We start from the raw sequence: 19135 nt of genomic DNA, 5'->3' as shown, positions 1-19135 counted from the left end.
AACTACACACAGGATTCCTTCCCATTAGGAGAGGAATCCTGTCCGTAAAAAAAAGCAATACCCATGTTGTATGGGTGCTTATTAATCTTTATATTTTATATATCATACAGAATTAATTTATTTACTCATACTCCATGATTGATTATTTTATGTCTTTTCTTATTAGGAAAAGAGTGGAGCAGAGTTTCTCTTACTATGTGGAATAAACCTTATACGCTTAAAGAAGGAACAACAATTGTTGTTGGTTTATTGGTAACTGGTGGGTTATTACAGGTAACGATAGGTCCCTTAGAGTGGGGTGTTTTTGCTTGGCCAGCCAATATTATTACCTTAGTTTTATTTATTCTGACACTTATTGCAGTATTCATACTACGCAAACGGTCTTATTTCTGTCGCTTTATGGCTACCATGCAAGCGGCAATTCCTGCTATTGCTGCAGCCGCAGTATTAACCCTTGTCATGGGAATTACGAAGCAAGTAGCGGAGAGTAGAGATCCTGTTGACCCAATTGGTATAACGAAGATGCTCAATTTCTGGCCTTTCATCCTTGTTTATGTTTGGATGACTGCCATTGTGGGTGAGGTCACTTTGATTCAGATAGCACATTTTTCATGGCGTCGTTTACCTACACTGACGAGTCATGTTGGACTCTTCCTTGTCCTTACCTGCAGCACACTCGGTAGTGCGGATATGCTTCGTGTTAAGATGTATTGTGAGGAGGGACAGCCTGAATGGCGTGGACTTGATGCTTTTAGCAATGTTCATCATCTTCCGGTAGCAATTCAATTAGAGAAGTTCACTATTGATGAATATCCACCTAAGCTAATGCTTATCGACGATATGGGTCTTCCACTTCCAAAGGAAAAGCCTGAAAATATATTTTAGATAAGAAGGTGAAGTCTGGGTATTTATTAGATTGTAAGATAGAAGTCCTCAAGCGGATCGACAATGCTATGCCCGCTATGCTTAGCAAGATGGTGGGTAAAATGCCTGGAGGAATGATGAGCAATATTCGTATGGATTCATTAGGCCAGGCACGCAATAAGGAAGGGTATATACCCTCTGATGCACCGGGAACTGCCTGTGCTGTATATGTAAAGGTGACAACAGGTGTAAAAACTAATAAAAGTAATATTTCTGGGTTAAACAAAGTACAACAACAGACCATTACAGGATGGCTTACATGTGGTAGTTATCTTTTCCTTATCAATCTTTGAAGCTTGCCGATGGCAGGAGATTGGTTATGCCAAATCGTGAACCACGTCGTTTTGCATCAATTGTAGACATCTACACGCAGGCAGGAAAGAATATTCATACTGAAATAGAGGTTAATAAGCCATTTACTATTGATGGATGGAAAATCTATCAGCTTAGCTATAATGAACAGATGGGGAAATGGAGTAACTTAAGTATCTTTGAGATTGTAACTGATCCTTGGATGCCAGTTGTGTATGTAGGAATATTCTTGTTGTTATTCGGAGCTGTTGGAATGTTTTTGACAGCAAGTCGTAAGAAGGAGGTAAAGCTATGATCTGGAGTTATTTTGTAATATTTGCAGTTTTATCAGTAATATTATGGGCTATTGGTGCATGGGCAGCATGGCGCAATCGTCGTATCTTGGCTTTTGGTGCAACAGGTCTTGGACTTGCAATATTCTTCGCTTACATCTTGATAATGTGGATAACATTGGAGCGTCCACCACTCAGAACGATGGGTGAAACACGTCTGTGGTATAGCTTTTTCCTTCCTTTGGCGGGTATTATAGTCTTTAGTCGCTGGCAGTATAAGTGGATATTAAGTTTTTCAACACTTCTTGCAACAGTTTTTGTTTGTGTTAACATTTTCAAGCCAGAGATACATTCAAAGACACTTATGCCAGCCCTACAAAGTCCATGGTTTGCTCCTCATGTGATTGTTTATATGATGGCATATGCTCTTTTGGGCGCAGCAGTGGTCATGTCTGTTTACCTTCTTTTCTTTAAGAAGAATGCAAATATAGATAAAGAAATGGAAATAACAGATAATCTAACTTACGTTGGACTATCGTTCATGACCCTCGGCATGCTTATGGGTGCCTTATGGGCAAAGGAAGCATGGGGACATTACTGGTCATGGGACCCAAAAGAGACATGGGCAGCTATCACATGGCTTTCATACTTGGTCTATGTTCACTATCGTCAATATCGCCCACGTGTTATACGTCCAGCCTTATGGGTACTTATCATTGCATTTGTATTGTTGCAGATCTGCTGGTGGGGCATCAATTACCTACCATCAGCACAAGGCGTAAGTGTACATACATATAATCTGAGCTAATCTTTTATTCATTTGTTAGCTTATCTCTAAGATTCAATAAAAGGCTGTATTAGAAGTTATAAATGCCTAAGTTTACGCTTCTGATACGGTCTTTTTTGTTTTTCTATTAACTGCTTAGCCGCTTGTTTTGTATAAAAGAATTGTAACTTTTCCTTTCTGTGGTCTAAAAATATCAGCTGATAGTATCATGAAAAATTATTACATAACTTGAAGAGAAAGTCCTTCAGAAACAGTTCAAAATAAGCATAAAATTTAGATTTGTAACTGACATAATATAAAGTAGTTATAAGATCGTTTAACAAGATGTGCTTAATTGGACTTTAAAAGGGCGTTAGTAAGACTTCAAAAGGGCATCTTTGAACCCCAATTAAGCCTTGTTTCAATTGCTATTGGGCGTTGTTTGTTTTTTAGGATATGATTTTTTATTACAAATTACAGAGGAATTGTATTTTGAGATAGTTGACTAATGGCGTACTGAAGATTTTTTTGTTCAGTAATTGTATTAAGGATTTGGTAGATGAGGTAAAGTAATAGATAAGGCAATAATGTAATTCATTTTAAAAAGGGAAAGGTTGCTTATTTCGCTTTTTTTATTAAGTTTGCATAATTAGTTCGACACTTTTACGAAAAAAGAAACAACAATGAAGATTGATTTACAAAGCATAAAATACTTCTTGACAACAGGTATGTTTTTAACAACAGAACATAGGTCGAAGCGAAGAAATCTATTTGTCAGACAGTTGCAAAAAATCTATCTTGCTGTAAAATTCTTTTTAGAACGCAATCACATAGATGCTGCAACACAACTTTCTTTTTCAACAATTATGGCTATCGTGCCTATTGCTTCAATGATTTTTGCCATTGCCAATGGCTTTGGTTTTGGAGAATTTATTGAAAATCAGTTTCGTGAGATGCTGTCAGCACAACCAGAAGCCGCCACTTGGCTGCTAACGCTCACACAATCTTATCTTATTCATGCTAAAACAGGTCTCTTTATTGGAATAGGATTGGTGATTATGCTTTACAGTGTATTTTCTTTGATTAGGACAGTAGAGTGTGCTTTCGATAGTATATGGCAGGTTAAGGATTCTCGACCATTTAGTCGGATAATCATAGACTATACGGCAATGATGTTTCTTGTGCCTATTAGCATCATCATATTGTCTGGACTAAGCATCTATTTCTATAGTTTTATAGAGAATTTGAACGGTCTTCGTTTTCTTGGGAGTATTGCAGGTTTTTCTCTTCGGTATCTTGTTCCATGGGCAATCCTTACTTTTATGTTTATTGTGCTTTATGTTTTTATGCCTAATGCGAAGGTTAAGATTACCAAAACCATAGGTCCTGCGATGATTGCCAGTCTGTCCATGCTCTGCTTACAGGCTGTTTATATTCACGGACAAATATTTCTTACAAGCTATAACGCCATTTATGGATCTTTTGCTGCACTTCCGTTGTTTATGTTATGGATTCTTATCTCGTGGTATATCTGTCTTTTCTGTGCCGAGCTTAGCTATACCAATCAAAATTTAGAGTATTATGAGTGTTTAATTGATGCTGAAGATATATGTCATAATGACCTTATGGTGATGTGTGCAACCGTGTTAAGTCATATCTGTCAGCGTTTTGCAAATGATGAGCCACCTCATACAGCCTTACAGATAAAGGCTGCGACGCATATTCCTGTACGTGTTACAGTAGATATTCTGCATAAATTAAAAGAGATAGATCTTATTTCAGAAAATCATTCTCCGACTACTGACGAAATAACTTACACACCTACACATGACACGAATAACATAACTGTGGGTGAAATGATTGATCGTTTAGAGTCTTCACCTGCTTCGAAGATAACTCTTTTAGGCTTTTTACCTAACAAAGCATGGAATCGAGACATAAATAACAAGGTGGAAAATATTCGTGCAGCTTATCTTAATGAATTGAAATCCATCAATATTAAGGAATTGATTAGTAAACCAAAAGAGTAACAGTGACCCCTTATTTTTATTTTGTTAAAACAATAATGGCAAAGTATCTTAAAAATAAAAAATCCCAGACTGTTGGTCTGGGACTGAAAGATTACTTGTCTCACGACAAGCAATCTTCTAACCTTAATAATCTAATACCATGAAAAACACGTTGCAAAGATATCTAAATCTTGTTATATTTCCAAATATATAATGTTAAATAAGATAAACATTCTGGTTTTGTCTTTTAACTTGTGAAATATCTCTACAATTGTGTAATTATTGGTCTATTTTATGCTGTTAAGCAAATCCAGTTTACCATCATTTACTAACTTGATGATAAGTTCACCAAATAATGTGTTTTGCCATGCAAACCACTCACGTGTAAAGTTGTTAGCATCATCTTTATAGAAGCTTTCATGTATGAAACCCTTTCCAGCATCGGTATTCATCAACATTTCAATACACTGACGAATTTCCTGTTCATCTTTTGATGTGAAAGCGCGCATCATGATAGACATTGGCCATATCATGTCGTTGCCAATATGTGGACCTCCAATTCCCTCACCAGCCTTGCCACGATGGAAATAAGGATTATCCTCACTCCATACATAACGGCGAGTATTCTGATAGATAGGGTCGTCTGTACTAACATCACCAAGATAAGGCATCGCCAACAGACTTGGTACGTTGGCATCATCCATTAAGAAGTAGCTGCCAAAGCCATCTACTTCGTAAGCATATATCTTACCATATTTAGGATGATCATATACTGCATATTTCTTCAGCGCATCGCTGACTTCGTTGGCAAGGTCAGCACATTGCGTAGCAAGTGCTGTGTTCTTATTAACTTTGGTCAAAATCTCTGCTGCTTTACGAAGGGAAGAAACTGCCATAAAGTTTGATGGAACAAGGAATTGTAGTGTTGTCGCATCGTCTGAAGGACGGAATGCAGAAGCAATCAGTCCTACTGGCTTAACAGGTGCGCCCCATCCAGCATTGTTCATAGTGTCGAGTGCGCGGTCCGTAACACGTAAAAACTTGTAAGTACCTCTACCGTCTTTCTTCTGTTGTGTGTGGAATGTTTGGAGAATGTTCTCTACGGCTTTAACCCATTCCGACCCAAAAACACTTGTGTCGCCAGTTATTTTCCAATATTCAAATGCGAGGCGTATAGGATAACAGAGTGAGTCAATCTCAAACTTACGTTCGTGCAACTCTGGTTTCATATCAGTTTCATCCGTCATCCATCGACCATCTGGGTCTGGATAATGATTAAATGCATTAGCGTATGGATCGATATTAATACATTTAAACTGGCGGTTAATAACACCAGCTAACATCTTCTTCAGTTTCTTGTCTTTGCCTGCCAACTGTACGTAAGGCCAGACTTGTGCACCCGAGTCACGAAGCCACATAGCAGGAATATCACCTGTATAAACATAGGTGTCAGGTGTTCCATCTGTTTCTTCACCATAGTGTACGGTTGTATCGAGTGTGTTTGGGAAGCAATTCTCAAACATCCATGCCAGTCGTTTATTAGTCAACTTCTTTACTATATTCTGTATTTCTTTCTCAACAGCTTCAGAGCGGAAAAGACGTTCAGTTTCTTTAGGGCGTTTAGATGTGAACGTAACAGCATCTGCTGGGCAGGTAAGCTGGTTTGCTGGTACTGCTTCATTGTTGTCAGCAATAGCTGGTTGTACGTGTAAAGCCATTAGCGTAACAATTGTTGAGGTGATATAGGTGATTTTTCTCATACGTTATATTTTGTTTTATTGATACTTATTGATACAGTTAGTGACCTGATAAACTTCTTCATCAGTCATAGCTGGGTTGCAAGGTAGAGAGAGTTCTTGCTGGTGAATGAGCTCCGTGATAGGATAGTGTATTTTTTCCCATTCTTTATAAGCTTTCTGCTGATGTGGTGGGATGGGGTAGTGAATCTTTGTTTCAACTCCATTATCTTTTAGATATTGTTGTAAGCGATTGCGAGATGGACAGAGAATGGGAAAGATATGATAAACATTGTCCCTATCATTATTCTTTATAAGTGTAATATTTGGGTTGTTAATACCCTCAAAATAAGCCTTTGCTATTTGTTTTCTACGTTGATTTTCCTTATCAAGATAGGGTAGTTTCACATTCAATACAGCAGCTTGTATCTCGTCCATACGGCTGTTTCTTCCCTTGAAAGTAAACTCATATTTACGGGCAGAACCATAGTTTGCAAGGCAACGGATAGTCTGTGCCAATTGTTCGTTGTCGGTTGTTACAGCCCCAGCATCTCCTAATGCTCCGAGATTTTTACCAGGATAAAAGCTATGTGCTGCAGCATTTCCAAGACTCCCTGTACGTTTTTTACCAAAAAAACATCCATGCGCCTGTGCGTTATCTTCAAATAATAAGAGGTTATGACGTTTGCAAATATCGCCGATAAATGGCGTATAGGCGCATCGCCCATAGAGATGTACAAGCATGATAGCACGTGTACGAGGTGTGATAGCTTGTTCAATCTGTTGCCCATCAATTTCTAAAGTGTTGATGTCTGGTTCGATAAGTATTGGAGTGAGGCGATTCTCTGTGATAGAAAGGATCGTAGCTATATAAGTGTTGGCTGGTACAATGACTTCATCTCCCTCTTTTAGTATTCCTAATTCGGTATAGGCGCGCAGTATAAGGCAAAGCGCATCAAGTCCGTTTCCACAGGTTATGCAGTATTTAGTACCAATGTATTGTGCATAATTCTTTTCAAATGATGATACATGTTCTCCCTGTAGATACCATCCAGAATGTAGTACCTGATTAACGGCAGTTGTAATCTCTGTTTCGTGTAATGCTGTTATCTTTTGAAGTGAAAGATAATTAATCATGTTAATCTTTTTATAAGGTGTACTGATTGTTGCGAACCTTCTTGCATTATTCAATTATAGAACTTGTCTCCCACTCATAGCAGTCGTAGCAAACCCCACGTCCTCCAAAGCCTTCTTTCTGGAAAATAAGAGAAGTATTAAGAAACTTTCCTTGCTCTTCTGTGCTTTTACCAAAGTCAAAGAATCCTTTATGTTTGGCGTAAATATCATTGATGATATAATCAAAGAGGAGGTCGAGTGCTCCACTCTCCTTACCTTCTTTAGATGCGGAGATATACTGTGTATGTACAACTTGTGGCATCTCATAAACCACTGTACCTCCAATTGCTATACCTTTGTCGTTGTATGCCATGAAAAGTCGGATGGACTTAGGGAAACGACCATGGAGGAGTTCTAATTCTTCAAGCGAGTGTACAGGGTGAGCGCCATACTTATTGGTAAGATTGTCATTGAGAATATGCCAAAAGGCAGCAATGTCTTTGCTTTCGCGAACTGTTACACCGGCACGTGTAGCCTTTCTAATTCCACTTCGACGACTCTCCGTAAACTTCATACGTGAATCGAAAGGAATAGTACTTGATATGTCACGAGCAATTAAGTGGGCATGACATACATTGAAAAGAGCATAGAGGTCTTCTTCGGCTGGATAGCAATGATAAATCCACGGAGTAGGTTTATATATAACCCTTTGTATACCTGAGTGGTAAAGATATGCATTAATCCTTATCAGCATCTCGCTTATCTCAGCAGCGGTAGCTTGTTTCTTTGTTAAAAGTCCGCCATAAGTTAATCCTTGATGAGAGTAAAGTGTGTCGTCTAAACGATTAGCTGGCAAGAGTGCATAGAGTTGTCTCTTACGATAAATCATCAGCGAAGCATCATGAAAACGATCTGCATGATAATCCATGTAAGAACGATTAAAGAGAAATGTTGCTTGTCGAGATTTCTCAACAAACGCATTCCATTCTCGTGCTTGCTCTTGCGAATATTGCTTTACTTCAAACATTTTTATATCAAGATGGAAGGATAGAAGTTGTTTTATAGCTTCCTTTATATCAGCTTAACCCATTGATTTTATTCCTTCCTTATACCCCTATAATTTAGAAACTCTTTGTAATCACGAATATAATCGTTCTCATCAAATGGGTCTTCTGCTAATACAAGGCATACAGCACCCGATGAGAAATCATCAAGGGTGCGCCATATATCAGTTTCAACCAAGAGACCTTGATACGGATGATTCAAGAGGAACGATTGCTTGTCGACTCCATTGTCGAGTGTAATGGTAAAGGAACCACTCACCGCAACAATGAATTCTCTACAATGTTTATGCGCATGACCACCACGGCTGGCACCTGATGGCACGTCGTATGTCCAATAAACTCGAGAAACATTGAAAGGAATGTCTTTCATGCCCTCTGCTATTGAGAGGTTGCCACGTGGATCAACCATCTTCTGCAGTGAGATTATCTTTCCTAACGAAGTCTCTGTCTCTTTCATTCTAATCGTCTATTGACTTTTAATAGTTATTTATTCATGTATGGGTCTGTACCCAAAACTGTTGCTGCAACACGTTTTGTCTTATCTCGAAGAGCGTTCATATCGGTTCCAACTTTTCCATAACATAGGGCAACACCCATACGACGACCAACATGAGCAATAGGCTTTCCAAAGATTCGTAAACGTGTCCGATCTTCTTTACAAGCATCTAAAAGATTGTATAATAATGGCTTATCAGTCTCTATTGGAGATAGAATTACTGCAGAACAACCCACGTGTTCAAGATGGATTGCTGGAATAGGAAGTCCCATTACAGCACGGAAATGAAGCTCGAACTCATTGAAGTTTGTAGTGTGTGCCAATGTTACCATACCTGTATCATGTGGACGAGGTGACAGTTCTGAAAAGATTACTTCTCCTTTCTTTGTCAAGAAGAATTCTACTCCCCATATACCATAGCCCGTAAGTGCCCGTGTTACTTCGTTAGCAATATGCTCCGCCTGACGTAATGATTCTTCAGGGATAGCGTATGGTTGCCAACTTTCACGGTAATCGCCTCCTTTCTGTATGTGTCCGATAGGTGGACAGAAAAGAGTTGGACCATTTTTCTGTGTTACTGTGAGTAGTGTAAACTCACTATCAAACTCAATAAACTCTTCAATGATAACCTCCTTCACATCGCCTCGTGCACCTTCTATGGCATTCTGAAAAGCTTCTTCAAGCTCTTCCTCATTGTGTACATAACTCTGTCCATGTCCACTTGAGCTCATCAAAGGTTTAACAACACAAGGAAAACCGATTTTGTCAGCAGCAGCCTTGAACTCTTCGTAAGTCTGGGCATAGAAGTATTTGGCTGTTCTTAACCCCAAATCTTGTGCAGCAAGATCGCGTATCGCACGGCGGTTCATCGTGAAGTTTACGGCACGTGCAGATGGTGCAACTTGTATTCCACGCTCTTCGTAATCAAACAAACGCTCTGTTCTAATTGCTTCAATCTCAGGAATGATAAGGTCAGGCTTGTGCTTATCTACAACAGCATCAAGTGCTGCGCCATCAAGCATATCTATCACTTCTGATTCATCTGCAACCTGCATGGCTGGTGCATTCTTATAATTATCGCATGCAATGACATATTGTCCAGCTCGTTTAGCTGCAATAACGAATTCTTTGCCCAGTTCGCCTGAGCCTAATAACAAGATTCTTTTCATTTGAAAATGTGTTGTCAATATTTTGATTGATGAGAAGGACTTTCACCCTCGCCATAGTATGAAGGGTAGGCGAGGGGGTAGGATAACTTGTTTTATCTTCCTTTTTTGGTATACATCATGTCATAGTACTTTTGATAGTCACCAGAAGTTACTTCTTGAATCCAATCTTGATGTTCTAAGTTCCAACGGATAGTCTTCACAATACCGTCAGCAAACATAGTTTCAGGGTACCACCCCAACTCATTCTTAATCTTTGTTGGATCAATGGCGTAACGTGCATCATGACCGAGACGGTCAGGGACATGGGTAATCAAGTCTTCGTTAATCCAACTGATATCGATATCCCCATTAGCATCTTTCTCCTGTTTTTTGAGGATGTTACGGAGGTTCTTATCCTCTGCCATCATGTCGTGGATGGTCTTGATTGTGAGCTTAACAATGTCGATATTCTTCATCTCGTTATGCCCACCAACATTATAAACCTCACCTTCACGACCTTCACGTACCACCATGTCGATAGCCTTACAGTGATCCTCTACATATAGCCAGTCACGAACATTTAATCCTTCACCATAAACAGGGAGTTTCTTACCTTCGAGGATGTTATTGATAATTAATGGAATTAACTTCTCTGGGAAATGATAAGGACCATAGTTATTGGAACAACGTGTAATACTAACTGGCATGTGATAAGTATCATGATAAGCCATCACGAAGTGGTCTGCACTTGTCTTGCTGGCAGAGTAAGGACTATGTGGGCAGAGTGGAGTTTCCTCGGTAAAGTAGCCTTCAGCCCCCAAAGACCCATAAACTTCGTCCGTTGATACTTGGTGATAACGCTTGCCAGCCTTCCATGTTGGATATCCTTGCTCGTCCTTACCCGTTACCCATGCACGACGTGCTGCATCCAGGAGGTTCTGAGTACCAAGGATGTTTACTGATAGGAATAATTGTGGATCTTCTATAGAACGATCAACATGACTTTCTGCAGCAAAGTTTACGAGATAGTCAATATCATATTTTGCAAAGAGTTGGTCAACCAATTCACGGTCACGGATGTCACCTTTCACAAAGATACAACGCTCATCATCAATATCATCCTTGATAGTACCGAGGTTACCAGCATAGGTAAGCGCATCAAGGATAATAACTTTGATGTCTTCATTCTCATACTTCTTATGAAGTAAATACTTAATGTAGTTGGCTCCGATAAATCCAGCAGCACCAGTTACCAAATAAGTTTTCATATCTATATTGTTTAAAAATTATTATCAGTTCTAATAGTCTTTTTGTAATAAATTTCTTCCATTACAATTCAGATTAGTTTTTATATGACGGCTTGTTTATCTCCTAATGTGATGACCTCGCAATCAGTAAACTTACTGCCGTCAATGGTTAATTTCACTAAAGTTCTTTCTTTATGCCAACCGCGCAGACCCGCAGCACCAGGATTTATGTGAAGTAGGTTGAGTGTCTTGTCGAATTGTATTTTAAGAATATGTGAGTGTCCATCAACAAAGAGATCGGGTGGAGACGCATAAAGCATACTTTGTACTGAACGATCGTATCTCCCAGGATAACCTCCAATATGCTTCAGTAGAACATCAACATCTTCACACTTAAAACGTAGAATATCCCTATATCGGTTACGCAAAGTGTTATCATCAATATTCCCACACACAGCACGAAAGATAGGTTTCATTGCTTCAAACTTATCCGCAACCTCTAATGAACCAATATCACCAGCATGCCAAATCTCGTCACATTCGCCAAGATAGTACTCATATTTATCATCCCAGTATCCGTGGGTATCAGAGATTATTCCGATTCGTTTCATTAAAAGCCTTTTCTTCTGATAAAATCTGCTATTAAATCCTTTGTCTTTTCCAAACCAAGTATACTGGCATCAATGCAAAGGTCATAACTTTCTGCATGTCCCCACACCTTCGTCGTGTAATAGTTGTAATATTTAGCGCGCTCACTTTCACCATTTTCAATAAGCTTACGTGCTTCCTGTTTTGTACATCCACGTCGCTCACAAACATTTGCGATGCGAGTGTCCATTGAAGCTGTTACAAAGATATTGACAGTATTGGGGTTATCACGTAATACATAATCAGCTGTTCTACCAACAAACACACAACGTGGGTTATGCTTAGCTACTTCACGTATGGCATCGCTTTGGAACTGATAAAGACTTTCTTGTGAGAAGTTACTCTTATAGAAGTTGTTGTCTCCTATGAGCGGAAGATGTATGTGGAAATTTCCTTTCATAAACCCTTTCTGCTCATCGTTTTGCTCAAAGAATTTCTCTGAGAAACCACTTTCTCTTGCTGCGATATTTAGAATCTCACGGTCGTAGAACTGACAGTCAAATTCATCAGCAAGCATTTTTGCTATGATGTGACCACCACTACCTATTTGGCGACCAACGTTTATGATGAGTTTCTTTTCCATATTTAGATTCTTAATTTATGAATTTGAGTTTTGGTTATTCACACTCTGATTTTTCAATCGACGCAAATAGGCTATCATAATGAAGGCAGCAACTAATGATGCTAACAAATCACTTGAAGGCAACGATGCCCATACACCATCTAATTTGAAGAACTGTGGTAGAATAACAAGAAATGGAATTAAAAAGAGTAGTTGGCGTGAGAGAGATAAGAAGATACTTATCTTCACTTTCCCTATGCACTGGAAGAAGTTTGTCACTACCATTTGAAATCCCACAAGTGGGTACATCATCATGTTTATTTGAATCGCCTTGATAGCTTGTCGAATCAACTCTGGGTCTGTTGTGAACATACGGGCACAGAAATAGGGAGCTAAATGAGCAATTAGCCAACCTACTATCATTATTCCTGTTGCAGCAAAGATAGTAAGTTTAAGCACCCTCATAAGTCTATCTGTCTGTTGCGAACCATAGTTATATCCAGCAATAGGCTGCATTCCTTGGTTTAATCCAATGATGAACATAACAAAAATCATCGCAATACTGTTGGCTATACCGAATGCTCCGACAGCCATATCCCCACCGTATCTTACAAGTTGATTATTCATAAAAATAACCACAATACAAGCACATACATTCATCAAGAATGGGGAAATGCCGATAGAAATAATGTTTTCTACCAAATATCTTTTAAGTCGGTAGATGCCACGCTTAAGATGTAATATTTCCTCTTTATTGGTAAATTGCTTCATCTGCCAGCATAATGCTAATGCTTGTGACAGAACTGTTGCGAAAGCTGCACCACGAATACCCCATCCCCAGAGTCTGATAAAGATAAAGTCTAAAACAATATTCATCAGGACGGTGAAAATCGTTGCCGTCATTGCTTGACGAGGTTTTGAAGCCGCACGTAGTACTGCATTCATCCCAAAATACATGTGTGAGATGACGTTACCTGCCAAGATAACCTCCATGAAACTACGGGCGTATGGAATTGTAGCATCACTTGCTCCAAAGAATCGTAAGATAGGGTCGAGGAAGATAAGGCATATTATTCCGAAAGAGCTTCCTATAATCAAATTCAGTGTAACAGTATTACCAAGAATGTTTTCTGCTGTTTCATAGTCGCGCTGACCTAATTTCACACTGATAGATGTTGATGCTCCTATTCCTACCGCTGCTCCAAAAGCAGCTCCAAGGTTGATAAAAGGGAAAGTGATAGCCAAACCAGATATCGCCATCGGTCCTACAATCTGACCAATGAATATCCGGTCTATTATGTTATAGAGTGAGGCTGCTATCATAGCAATAATTGCAGGAAAGGCGTATTGTACCAGCAATTTACCTACAGGCTTTGTTCCTAACTCTAAAGTCGCACTCCTATTATCCATTAATATTCTCTTACATCTATACGAATGAATGAAATTCATCCTTATACTATGCTTGCAAATGTACGAAAAAAAAATGAGAAAACATATTTGTTGTGTAATGATTTGTTGGTTAATAAAACGTGTAATAGCTATTTGTCTTAGTACTTCTGCTAAGTTAGTCTTAATTTATCTTCATGAGGAGAAATATTTATTTTCATGAAAAAAATATTTCTCCTCATGTAAATAAATATTTTCTTTCATGAAAATAATTTGGTAGAGATAGTATTTGGGGAGAATAAACAAGCTAATAATTTATGAAATATCATGTTCTAATTAGCTTTAATTATACCAATTAAATTACTAATATATAGTTGTTTAACTTATCAATCCGTCTCCCTCGAAACAAGCAACTTGTCTACTTGTAAACTTGTTTACTCACCAACTTGCAACCTACACAAGTTCCACCTTCTCCATTTCCTGTTCTTTGTCGCAGTAATGGCATTTAAGAATACCATGTTCTTTGTCAACAACGTGGAAGATAGTATTCATTGGTTCGTTATTAGTGATACACTTTGGATTGTTGCATCTTACAATGCTCCGAAGCTCGTCCGGTGTCACAACCTTCTTCTTCTCTACCACTTCATAGTCATTAATGATGTTCAACACCACGTTCGGTGCCACGACCGACAGACGGGAGATTTCATCATCGGTAAAGAACTTGTTACTCACCTTGATGATTCCCTTTGTGCCTACCATCTTCGATGAGAAGTTGAAACCGATAGTAACAGGTGTGGAGAGCTTCTGGAGCTGTAGTAGGTTTACCACCTGAAAGGTCTTTTCAGCTGGAATATGATCTATAACGGTGCCGCTCTCAATAGCAGCTACCAGACGTTCTTTCTTTGACATAATTATATAAGCCTCACTCTGTCTCCTTAAAATTAAGGAATGCCTGACAGGGTGTTTGTGGGCTATTTTCTTTGTTCACTCATAGGCATTATGAGTATGTATTCTATTTTTCTTGGGTGATTTTCACTCTATCTACGGCATCATCTGCTCTTAGCCCAAAGATTAACTTACGTATTTTACCCGTGGTGTTGGGGGCGATGGTAATCGTGAGTGTATTACCTGTTAATTCTGCTGTGAACCATTTTCCAACAATGCCAGTACTGATTACCTCTTCTCCATATATTACTGATGAATCATCAACAGTCTTACTTGCAAATCGCAGAGTTTGGTAGTTGGTGCATACCAACTTATAGGTACCTCCTTTAGCAGGAACTGTTATATTCCTTGGGTCACCAGTATAATCAGAAGTCCACTTAAAAGTTGTTCTATTAATGTCATCATCTGTATTCTTTCTACAACTGAATATAGTGGTCAAAATAATCAGCAACAATGCTGCAAGCGTTACATTCTTAAATTTGTTCATGTTCATAAAATGAATAAAATTATATAGGAATTATGAGTATTTTTATTTGTTTTGTATCACTACTACATGATCGAAGATATCGCCAGCTGTCACATCGATAGATAATTTGCGTTCTTTGCCAGTTGTATTGGGGAGGAGAGTGATATAAAAAGTATTTCCTTTCGCTAATACATCGTACCAATCATATTGAATATGATGAAAATCTTGCTCTTTACTTAAACCATAGATGGTTGTGTCTGGAGATGTCACGCTACTAATCCATGGTCCCCCATAGTTGGTACATTTTAATTGATAAGTTCCTCCTTCTGCTGTAGCAGTAATCTTTCTTGGGTCTCCTGGACGGTTCGAAGTCCACTTCATAGGATCCCAACGACCATCTTCAGAGTTTAGTTCACAGCTGAATATGGTGGTCAAAACTATCAGTAGCAAAGCGGCAAACGTACTCTTTTTTAATTTACTCATACTCGTAAAAATGATAAAGTTATTATTCCAAAATTGTCTTATCTTTTTTACTTCCTCCATAGATATACCAAGACAATGACAGAAGATTGCTTCACGCGCAAAGAGACCATTGCGAGCCTGCTCTATGTAGTAAGCGTGTGGACTATCATCGACATCGTATGCAATCTCGTTTACACGTGGAAGCGGATGAAGAATCTTCATATTCGGACGAGCCAAAGAGAGCATATCACGTCGTAGGATATAAACATTCTTCACACGCTCATATTCCATTAGGTCAGAGAAACGCTCTTTCTGTACGCGAGTCATGTATATTATGTCCGCATTGGCAATTACTTCCGGTGTGAAATCCTCGTGTTCTTCAAAGCGGATATTGTGTTCACGACAATACACTTTATACTCCTCTGGCATAGCGAGTTCCTTTGGCGCAATAAAGTGAAACGTTGGATTAAAATGACGCATAGCCATAAGGAGAGAATGAACTGTTCTTCCATATTTTAGGTCACCAACAAGATAGATGTTCAGATTTTCTAATGTGCCTTGTGTCTGATAGATAGTATAAAGGTCAAGCAAACATTGTGAAGGGTGTTGGTGTGCACCGTCACCAGCGTTGATGATAGGCACAGGTGCCACTTCAGAAGCATATTGTGCTGCACCTTCTATATAGTGTCGCATGACAATAGCATCCGCATAGTTGGAAACCATGAGGATGGTGTCTTTTAGTGTTTCGCCTTTACTGACACTCGAAACTTTTGCATCGGTAAAGCCAATGACACGTGCGCCGAGTCGGTTAGCAGCAGTTTCAAAACTAAGTCGGGTACGTGTTGACGGCTCATAGAAGAGTGTTGCAATAACCTTACCTTTAAGTAGCTCTCGATTAGGGTACTTCTCGAACTCTTGAGCCATTTCAATGAGATAGAGCAGTTGTTCACGGTCTAACCCCTGGATATTCACAAAGTTATGCTTTTCCATATTTGTTTTGTGATGTTTTAGTTCTTTTCTGTTGGTAAAGTTACATTATTATTTTCTAATCAACGAAGTATAAAAAGGAAATATCCACCTATATCAAAAAAATATCTATTTATTTTGCTTATCCATTGATTTACATTATCTTTGCATAATATTTTTCACAATTTATGAGAAGACATTTTGTACATTTCCTTTGGGGATCACTTCTTGCCATATTAGGCTTAGTCTTTGTATTCTTCATCTCTGTATGGAACGGATGGGTGGGATACATGCCTAATATGGATGAGCTGTCTAACCCTATTGATAAGTTTGCTTCACAGGTTTATTCTTCAGATCAGCAGCTTATCGGTACTTGGAACGCAGATAATAATAACCGTGTGGCAATCGACTATAATGAACTGTCGCCACATCTTGTTCATGCACTTGTTGCTACGGAAGATGAACGTTTCTATGATCACTCTGGTATTGACTTTATAGCACTTGGACGTGCAGTTGTGAAACGTGGTGTGATGGGACAGGCGAGTGCTGGTGGTGGTTCTACAATCACACAGCAGCTTGCTAAGCAGCTTTTCTCAGAAAAGGCACATAGCATGGTAGAACGTCTTTTACAGAAGCCTATTGAATGGATTATTGCAGTGAAGTTGGAACGTCACTTTACGAAGGAAGAGATTCTTGCAATGTATTTTAATTATTTCGACTTCCTTCATAATGCTGTGGGTATCAAGCGAGCTGCAAATGTCTATTTTGACAAGGAACCTCGTAAGTTGACAGTGACTGAGGCCGCTATGTTAGTGGGACTTTGTAAGAACCCATCCATGTTCAATCCACTTCGTCACCCAGAGCGTTGCGTGCAGCGTCGTAATGTGGTTTTGATGCAGATGGTTAAGTCTGGTTATGTAACGAAAAGTGAGTATGCAGAACTTTCACAGCGTCCTTTGGGACTCCATTTCACAAAACCAAAACCCGTGAGTGGTGCTGGTGACTATTTCCAAGCTTTCCTTCGTCAGTATATGATGGCTAAGAAGCCAGAGCGAGAGAATTATCAATCATGGCAGAATCGTCAGTTTGTTCTTGATTCTATCGCATGGGAACAGGACCCACTTTATGGTTGGTGTAATAAGAATACAAAGCGTAATGGTGAACCTTATAATGTAAATACTGATGGTTTGCGTATCTATACAACCCTTGATACGCGCATGCAGCAGTATGCCGAGGAGTCTGTACGTAAACATGTGGGTGGATACTTACAGTCACAGTTTAATCTTGCAATGCGTTATAAGAAGAATGCTCCATTCTCATCTAATATTTCTCGTCGTACGATAAAAGAGATTTTGAATCGTTCATGCCGTCAGACACTGCGCTATCAACGTCTGAAAGAGCAGGGGGCAACACCTGAAGAGATAAAACGTAGTTTCCGTACACCTCACGAGATGACACTTTTCACTTATCATGGTGATATTGATACGGTGATGACACCAATCGACTCTATACGTTATTATAAGTCGTTCCTCCGTTCTGCCTTTGTTAGTATGGACCCACATACGGGTGCTGTTAAGGCTTATGTGGGTGGTATTGATTATCAGCACTTCAAGTATGATGTTGTGATGGGTGGTCGTCGTCAGGTGGGCTCAACGATCAAGCCATTCCTCTATGCGCTTGCCATGCAGAATGGTATGACTCCTTGTACGCTCGCTCCAAACGTACAGCGTACCTATGGTGGCTGGACACCTCGTAATGGCTCTCGTGCTCGTTATGGTCAAGAAGTACCTTTACGATGGGGTTTACAGCAGTCTAACAACTGGATTTCGGCTTATCTAATCAACCTCCTCGGTCCTTCTCAGTTTGTAAATATTCTGCATGATTTTGGATTGAATAACCCAGATATTGATAAGAATACGAGTCCTGTTCTATGTCTTGGACCTTGTGAAGCCTCTGTAGGTGAGATGGCAAGTGCTTATACAACTTTTGCGAATGGTGGTATTCGTTGTGCTCCGCTCTTTGTTACAAAGATTGAGGACAGCCACGGAAACGTCATTGCAAAGTTCCAGCCATTGATGACTGAAGTTATTTCAGAGGTAAGTTCTTATCAGATGATTGATATGATGCGTGCCGTAATACAGGGTGGTACTGGTAGTCGTTTACGTTATGCTTACCACCTTACTGCTGATATTGGTGGAAAAACGGGTACCACAAACAATAACTCGGATGGGTGGTTCATGGGTATTACACCAGAACTCGTTAGTGGCTGCTGGGTAGGTGGTGAGGACCGCGACATTCACTTCGACCATACTTCAATGGGACAGGGTGCAACAACAGCGCTACCTGTATGGGCTTACTTTATGCAACAGGTCTATGCAGACAAGCGATTAGGTTATAATCAAAACAAAAAGTTTGCTATTCCAGCTAAATTTAATCCTTGTGAAACAGCTGATACAATCAATATTAATGGTATACAGGAAGAGTACTTCTAAAGTTATTGGTTTTCCTGATACTATAAAAATAGGGATACATAGATTTGTGTATCCCTATTTTTAGTAGTACGCTTGGCATGAGCATTTTTCTAAATGGTGCAAGTCTCAAGGTGGCGGC

Annotated in this window: 15 protein-coding genes and 2 pseudogenes; 4 read left to right on the top strand and 13 right to left on the bottom strand. The window is 39.3% G+C overall.

What is annotated here, in order from left to right; translation table 11 throughout:
* Nucleotides 1-195 precede the first annotated feature (195 nt).
* From J5A56_RS05905 to J5A56_RS05895, 3 genes and pseudogenes are all read left to right on the top strand, one after another.
* Nucleotides 196-1531 (top strand): annotated as a pseudogene (locus J5A56_RS05905) (cytochrome c biogenesis protein ResB).
* A complete protein-coding gene (gene ccsA / locus J5A56_RS05900) occupies nt 1528-2316 on the top strand; it encodes a cytochrome c biogenesis protein CcsA (protein ID WP_021670677.1) in 789 nt (262 codons plus the stop codon). The pseudogene J5A56_RS05905 and the gene ccsA overlap by 4 nt, the downstream one beginning before the upstream one ends.
* Before the next feature lie 641 nt (nt 2317-2957).
* Entirely contained in the window at nt 2958-4304 is a 1347-nt protein-coding gene (locus J5A56_RS05895) for a YihY/virulence factor BrkB family protein (RefSeq protein WP_021670676.1), read from the top strand.
* 266 nt (nt 4305-4570) lie between these two features.
* On the opposite strand, the gene J5A56_RS05890 is transcribed toward J5A56_RS05895, so the two are convergent.
* The 13 genes and pseudogenes from J5A56_RS05890 to pyrB form a co-directional block, all read right to left on the bottom strand.
* Nucleotides 4571-6043 carry a glycoside hydrolase family 125 protein gene (locus tag J5A56_RS05890; RefSeq protein WP_036918555.1) on the bottom strand — a complete coding sequence of 491 codons (1473 nt, stop codon included), beginning with the start codon at nt 6041-6043 and terminating at the stop codon, nt 4571-4573.
* Nucleotides 6044-6058: 15 nt separating this feature from the next.
* Nucleotides 6059-7156, bottom strand: a complete 1098-nt coding sequence (locus J5A56_RS05885) for a DegT/DnrJ/EryC1/StrS family aminotransferase (protein ID WP_036918596.1) — start codon at nt 7154-7156, stop codon at nt 6059-6061.
* A gap of 46 nt (nt 7157-7202) precedes the next feature.
* On the bottom strand, nt 7203-8162 hold the full coding sequence (locus tag J5A56_RS05880; RefSeq protein ID WP_021670672.1) for a GNAT family N-acetyltransferase: 960 nt from the start codon (nt 8160-8162) through the stop codon (nt 7203-7205).
* Between the two features lie 68 nt (nt 8163-8230).
* Entirely contained in the window at nt 8231-8656 is a 426-nt protein-coding gene (locus tag J5A56_RS05875) for a sugar 3,4-ketoisomerase (RefSeq protein ID WP_021670671.1), read from the bottom strand.
* A gap of 26 nt (nt 8657-8682) precedes the next feature.
* Nucleotides 8683-9864 (bottom strand): formate-dependent phosphoribosylglycinamide formyltransferase, encoded by a 1182-nt coding sequence (gene purT, locus J5A56_RS05870; RefSeq protein WP_021670670.1) that lies wholly within the window; start codon nt 9862-9864, stop codon nt 8683-8685.
* A gap of 92 nt (nt 9865-9956) precedes the next feature.
* A complete protein-coding gene (gene rfbB, locus J5A56_RS05865; RefSeq protein WP_021670669.1) occupies nt 9957-11111 on the bottom strand; it encodes a dTDP-glucose 4,6-dehydratase in 1155 nt (384 codons plus the stop codon).
* 80 nt (nt 11112-11191) lie between these two features.
* A complete protein-coding gene (locus J5A56_RS05860) occupies nt 11192-11701 on the bottom strand; it encodes a metallophosphoesterase family protein (protein ID WP_021670668.1) in 510 nt (169 codons plus the stop codon).
* A complete protein-coding gene (locus tag J5A56_RS05855; RefSeq protein ID WP_021670667.1) occupies nt 11701-12321 on the bottom strand; it encodes an AAA family ATPase in 621 nt (206 codons plus the stop codon). The genes J5A56_RS05860 and J5A56_RS05855 overlap by 1 nt, the downstream gene beginning before the upstream one ends.
* Before the next feature lie 15 nt (nt 12322-12336).
* Complete coding sequence (locus J5A56_RS05850; RefSeq protein ID WP_021670666.1) at nt 12337-13710, bottom strand: MATE family efflux transporter; 1374 nt, start codon at nt 13708-13710, stop codon at nt 12337-12339.
* Nucleotides 13711-14139: 429 nt separating this feature from the next.
* Entirely contained in the window at nt 14140-14595 is a 456-nt protein-coding gene (pyrI, locus tag J5A56_RS05845) for an aspartate carbamoyltransferase regulatory subunit (RefSeq protein WP_021670665.1), read from the bottom strand.
* A 103-nt stretch (nt 14596-14698) separates the two neighbouring features.
* Nucleotides 14699-15118 carry a hypothetical protein gene (locus J5A56_RS05840; RefSeq protein WP_249112028.1) on the bottom strand — a complete coding sequence of 140 codons (420 nt, stop codon included), beginning with the start codon at nt 15116-15118 and terminating at the stop codon, nt 14699-14701.
* Nucleotides 15119-15160: 42 nt separating this feature from the next.
* Entirely contained in the window at nt 15161-15580 is a 420-nt protein-coding gene (locus J5A56_RS13450) for a BACON domain-containing protein (protein ID WP_021670663.1), read from the bottom strand.
* 22 nt (nt 15581-15602) lie between these two features.
* Nucleotides 15603-16549 (bottom strand): annotated as a pseudogene (gene pyrB, locus J5A56_RS05835) (aspartate carbamoyltransferase).
* 164 nt (nt 16550-16713) lie between these two features.
* Here pyrB and J5A56_RS05830 point away from each other — a divergent pair.
* The gene (locus J5A56_RS05830; RefSeq protein ID WP_021670661.1) at nt 16714-19017 is read left to right on the top strand and encodes a transglycosylase domain-containing protein; all 2304 of its coding nucleotides are present in this window, start codon (nt 16714-16716) and stop codon (nt 19015-19017) included.
* The last annotated feature ends 118 nt before the right edge of the window (nt 19018-19135 follow it).

This window comes from Prevotella melaninogenica, from assembly GCF_018128065.1.
In the GTDB taxonomy this organism is placed as follows: domain Bacteria; phylum Bacteroidota; class Bacteroidia; order Bacteroidales; family Bacteroidaceae; genus Prevotella.
This window is presented reverse-complemented; position numbering and strand designations above follow the sequence as displayed.

Coding starts and splice junctions, on each gene's coding strand:
- J5A56_RS13450 (WP_021670663.1), bottom strand. CDS start 15,580: ATGAGTAAATTAAAAAAGAGTACGTTTGCCGCTTTGCTACTGATAGTT.
- J5A56_RS05875 (WP_021670671.1), bottom strand. CDS start 8,656: ATGAAAGAGACAGAGACTTCGTTAGGAAAGATAATCTCACTGCAGAAG.
- J5A56_RS05855 (WP_021670667.1), bottom strand. CDS start 12,321: ATGGAAAAGAAACTCATCATAAACGTTGGTCGCCAAATAGGTAGTGGT.
- pyrI (WP_021670665.1), bottom strand. CDS start 14,595: ATGTCAAAGAAAGAACGTCTGGTAGCTGCTATTGAGAGCGGCACCGTT.
- rfbB (WP_021670669.1), bottom strand. CDS start 11,111: ATGAAAACTTATTTGGTAACTGGTGCTGCTGGATTTATCGGAGCCAAC.
- purT (WP_021670670.1), bottom strand. CDS start 9,864: ATGAAAAGAATCTTGTTATTAGGCTCAGGCGAACTGGGCAAAGAATTC.
- ccsA (WP_021670677.1), top strand. CDS start 1,528: ATGATCTGGAGTTATTTTGTAATATTTGCAGTTTTATCAGTAATATTA.
- J5A56_RS05890 (WP_036918555.1), bottom strand. CDS start 6,043: ATGAGAAAAATCACCTATATCACCTCAACAATTGTTACGCTAATGGCT.
- J5A56_RS05860 (WP_021670668.1), bottom strand. CDS start 11,701: ATGAAACGAATCGGAATAATCTCTGATACCCACGGATACTGGGATGAT.
- J5A56_RS05880 (WP_021670672.1), bottom strand. CDS start 8,162: ATGTTTGAAGTAAAGCAATATTCGCAAGAGCAAGCACGAGAATGGAAT.
- J5A56_RS05895 (WP_021670676.1), top strand. CDS start 2,958: ATGAAGATTGATTTACAAAGCATAAAATACTTCTTGACAACAGGTATG.
- J5A56_RS05850 (WP_021670666.1), bottom strand. CDS start 13,710: ATGGATAATAGGAGTGCGACTTTAGAGTTAGGAACAAAGCCTGTAGGT.
- J5A56_RS05830 (WP_021670661.1), top strand. CDS start 16,714: ATGAGAAGACATTTTGTACATTTCCTTTGGGGATCACTTCTTGCCATA.
- J5A56_RS05840 (WP_249112028.1), bottom strand. CDS start 15,118: ATGAACAAATTTAAGAATGTAACGCTTGCAGCATTGTTGCTGATTATT.
- J5A56_RS05885 (WP_036918596.1), bottom strand. CDS start 7,156: ATGATTAATTATCTTTCACTTCAAAAGATAACAGCATTACACGAAACA.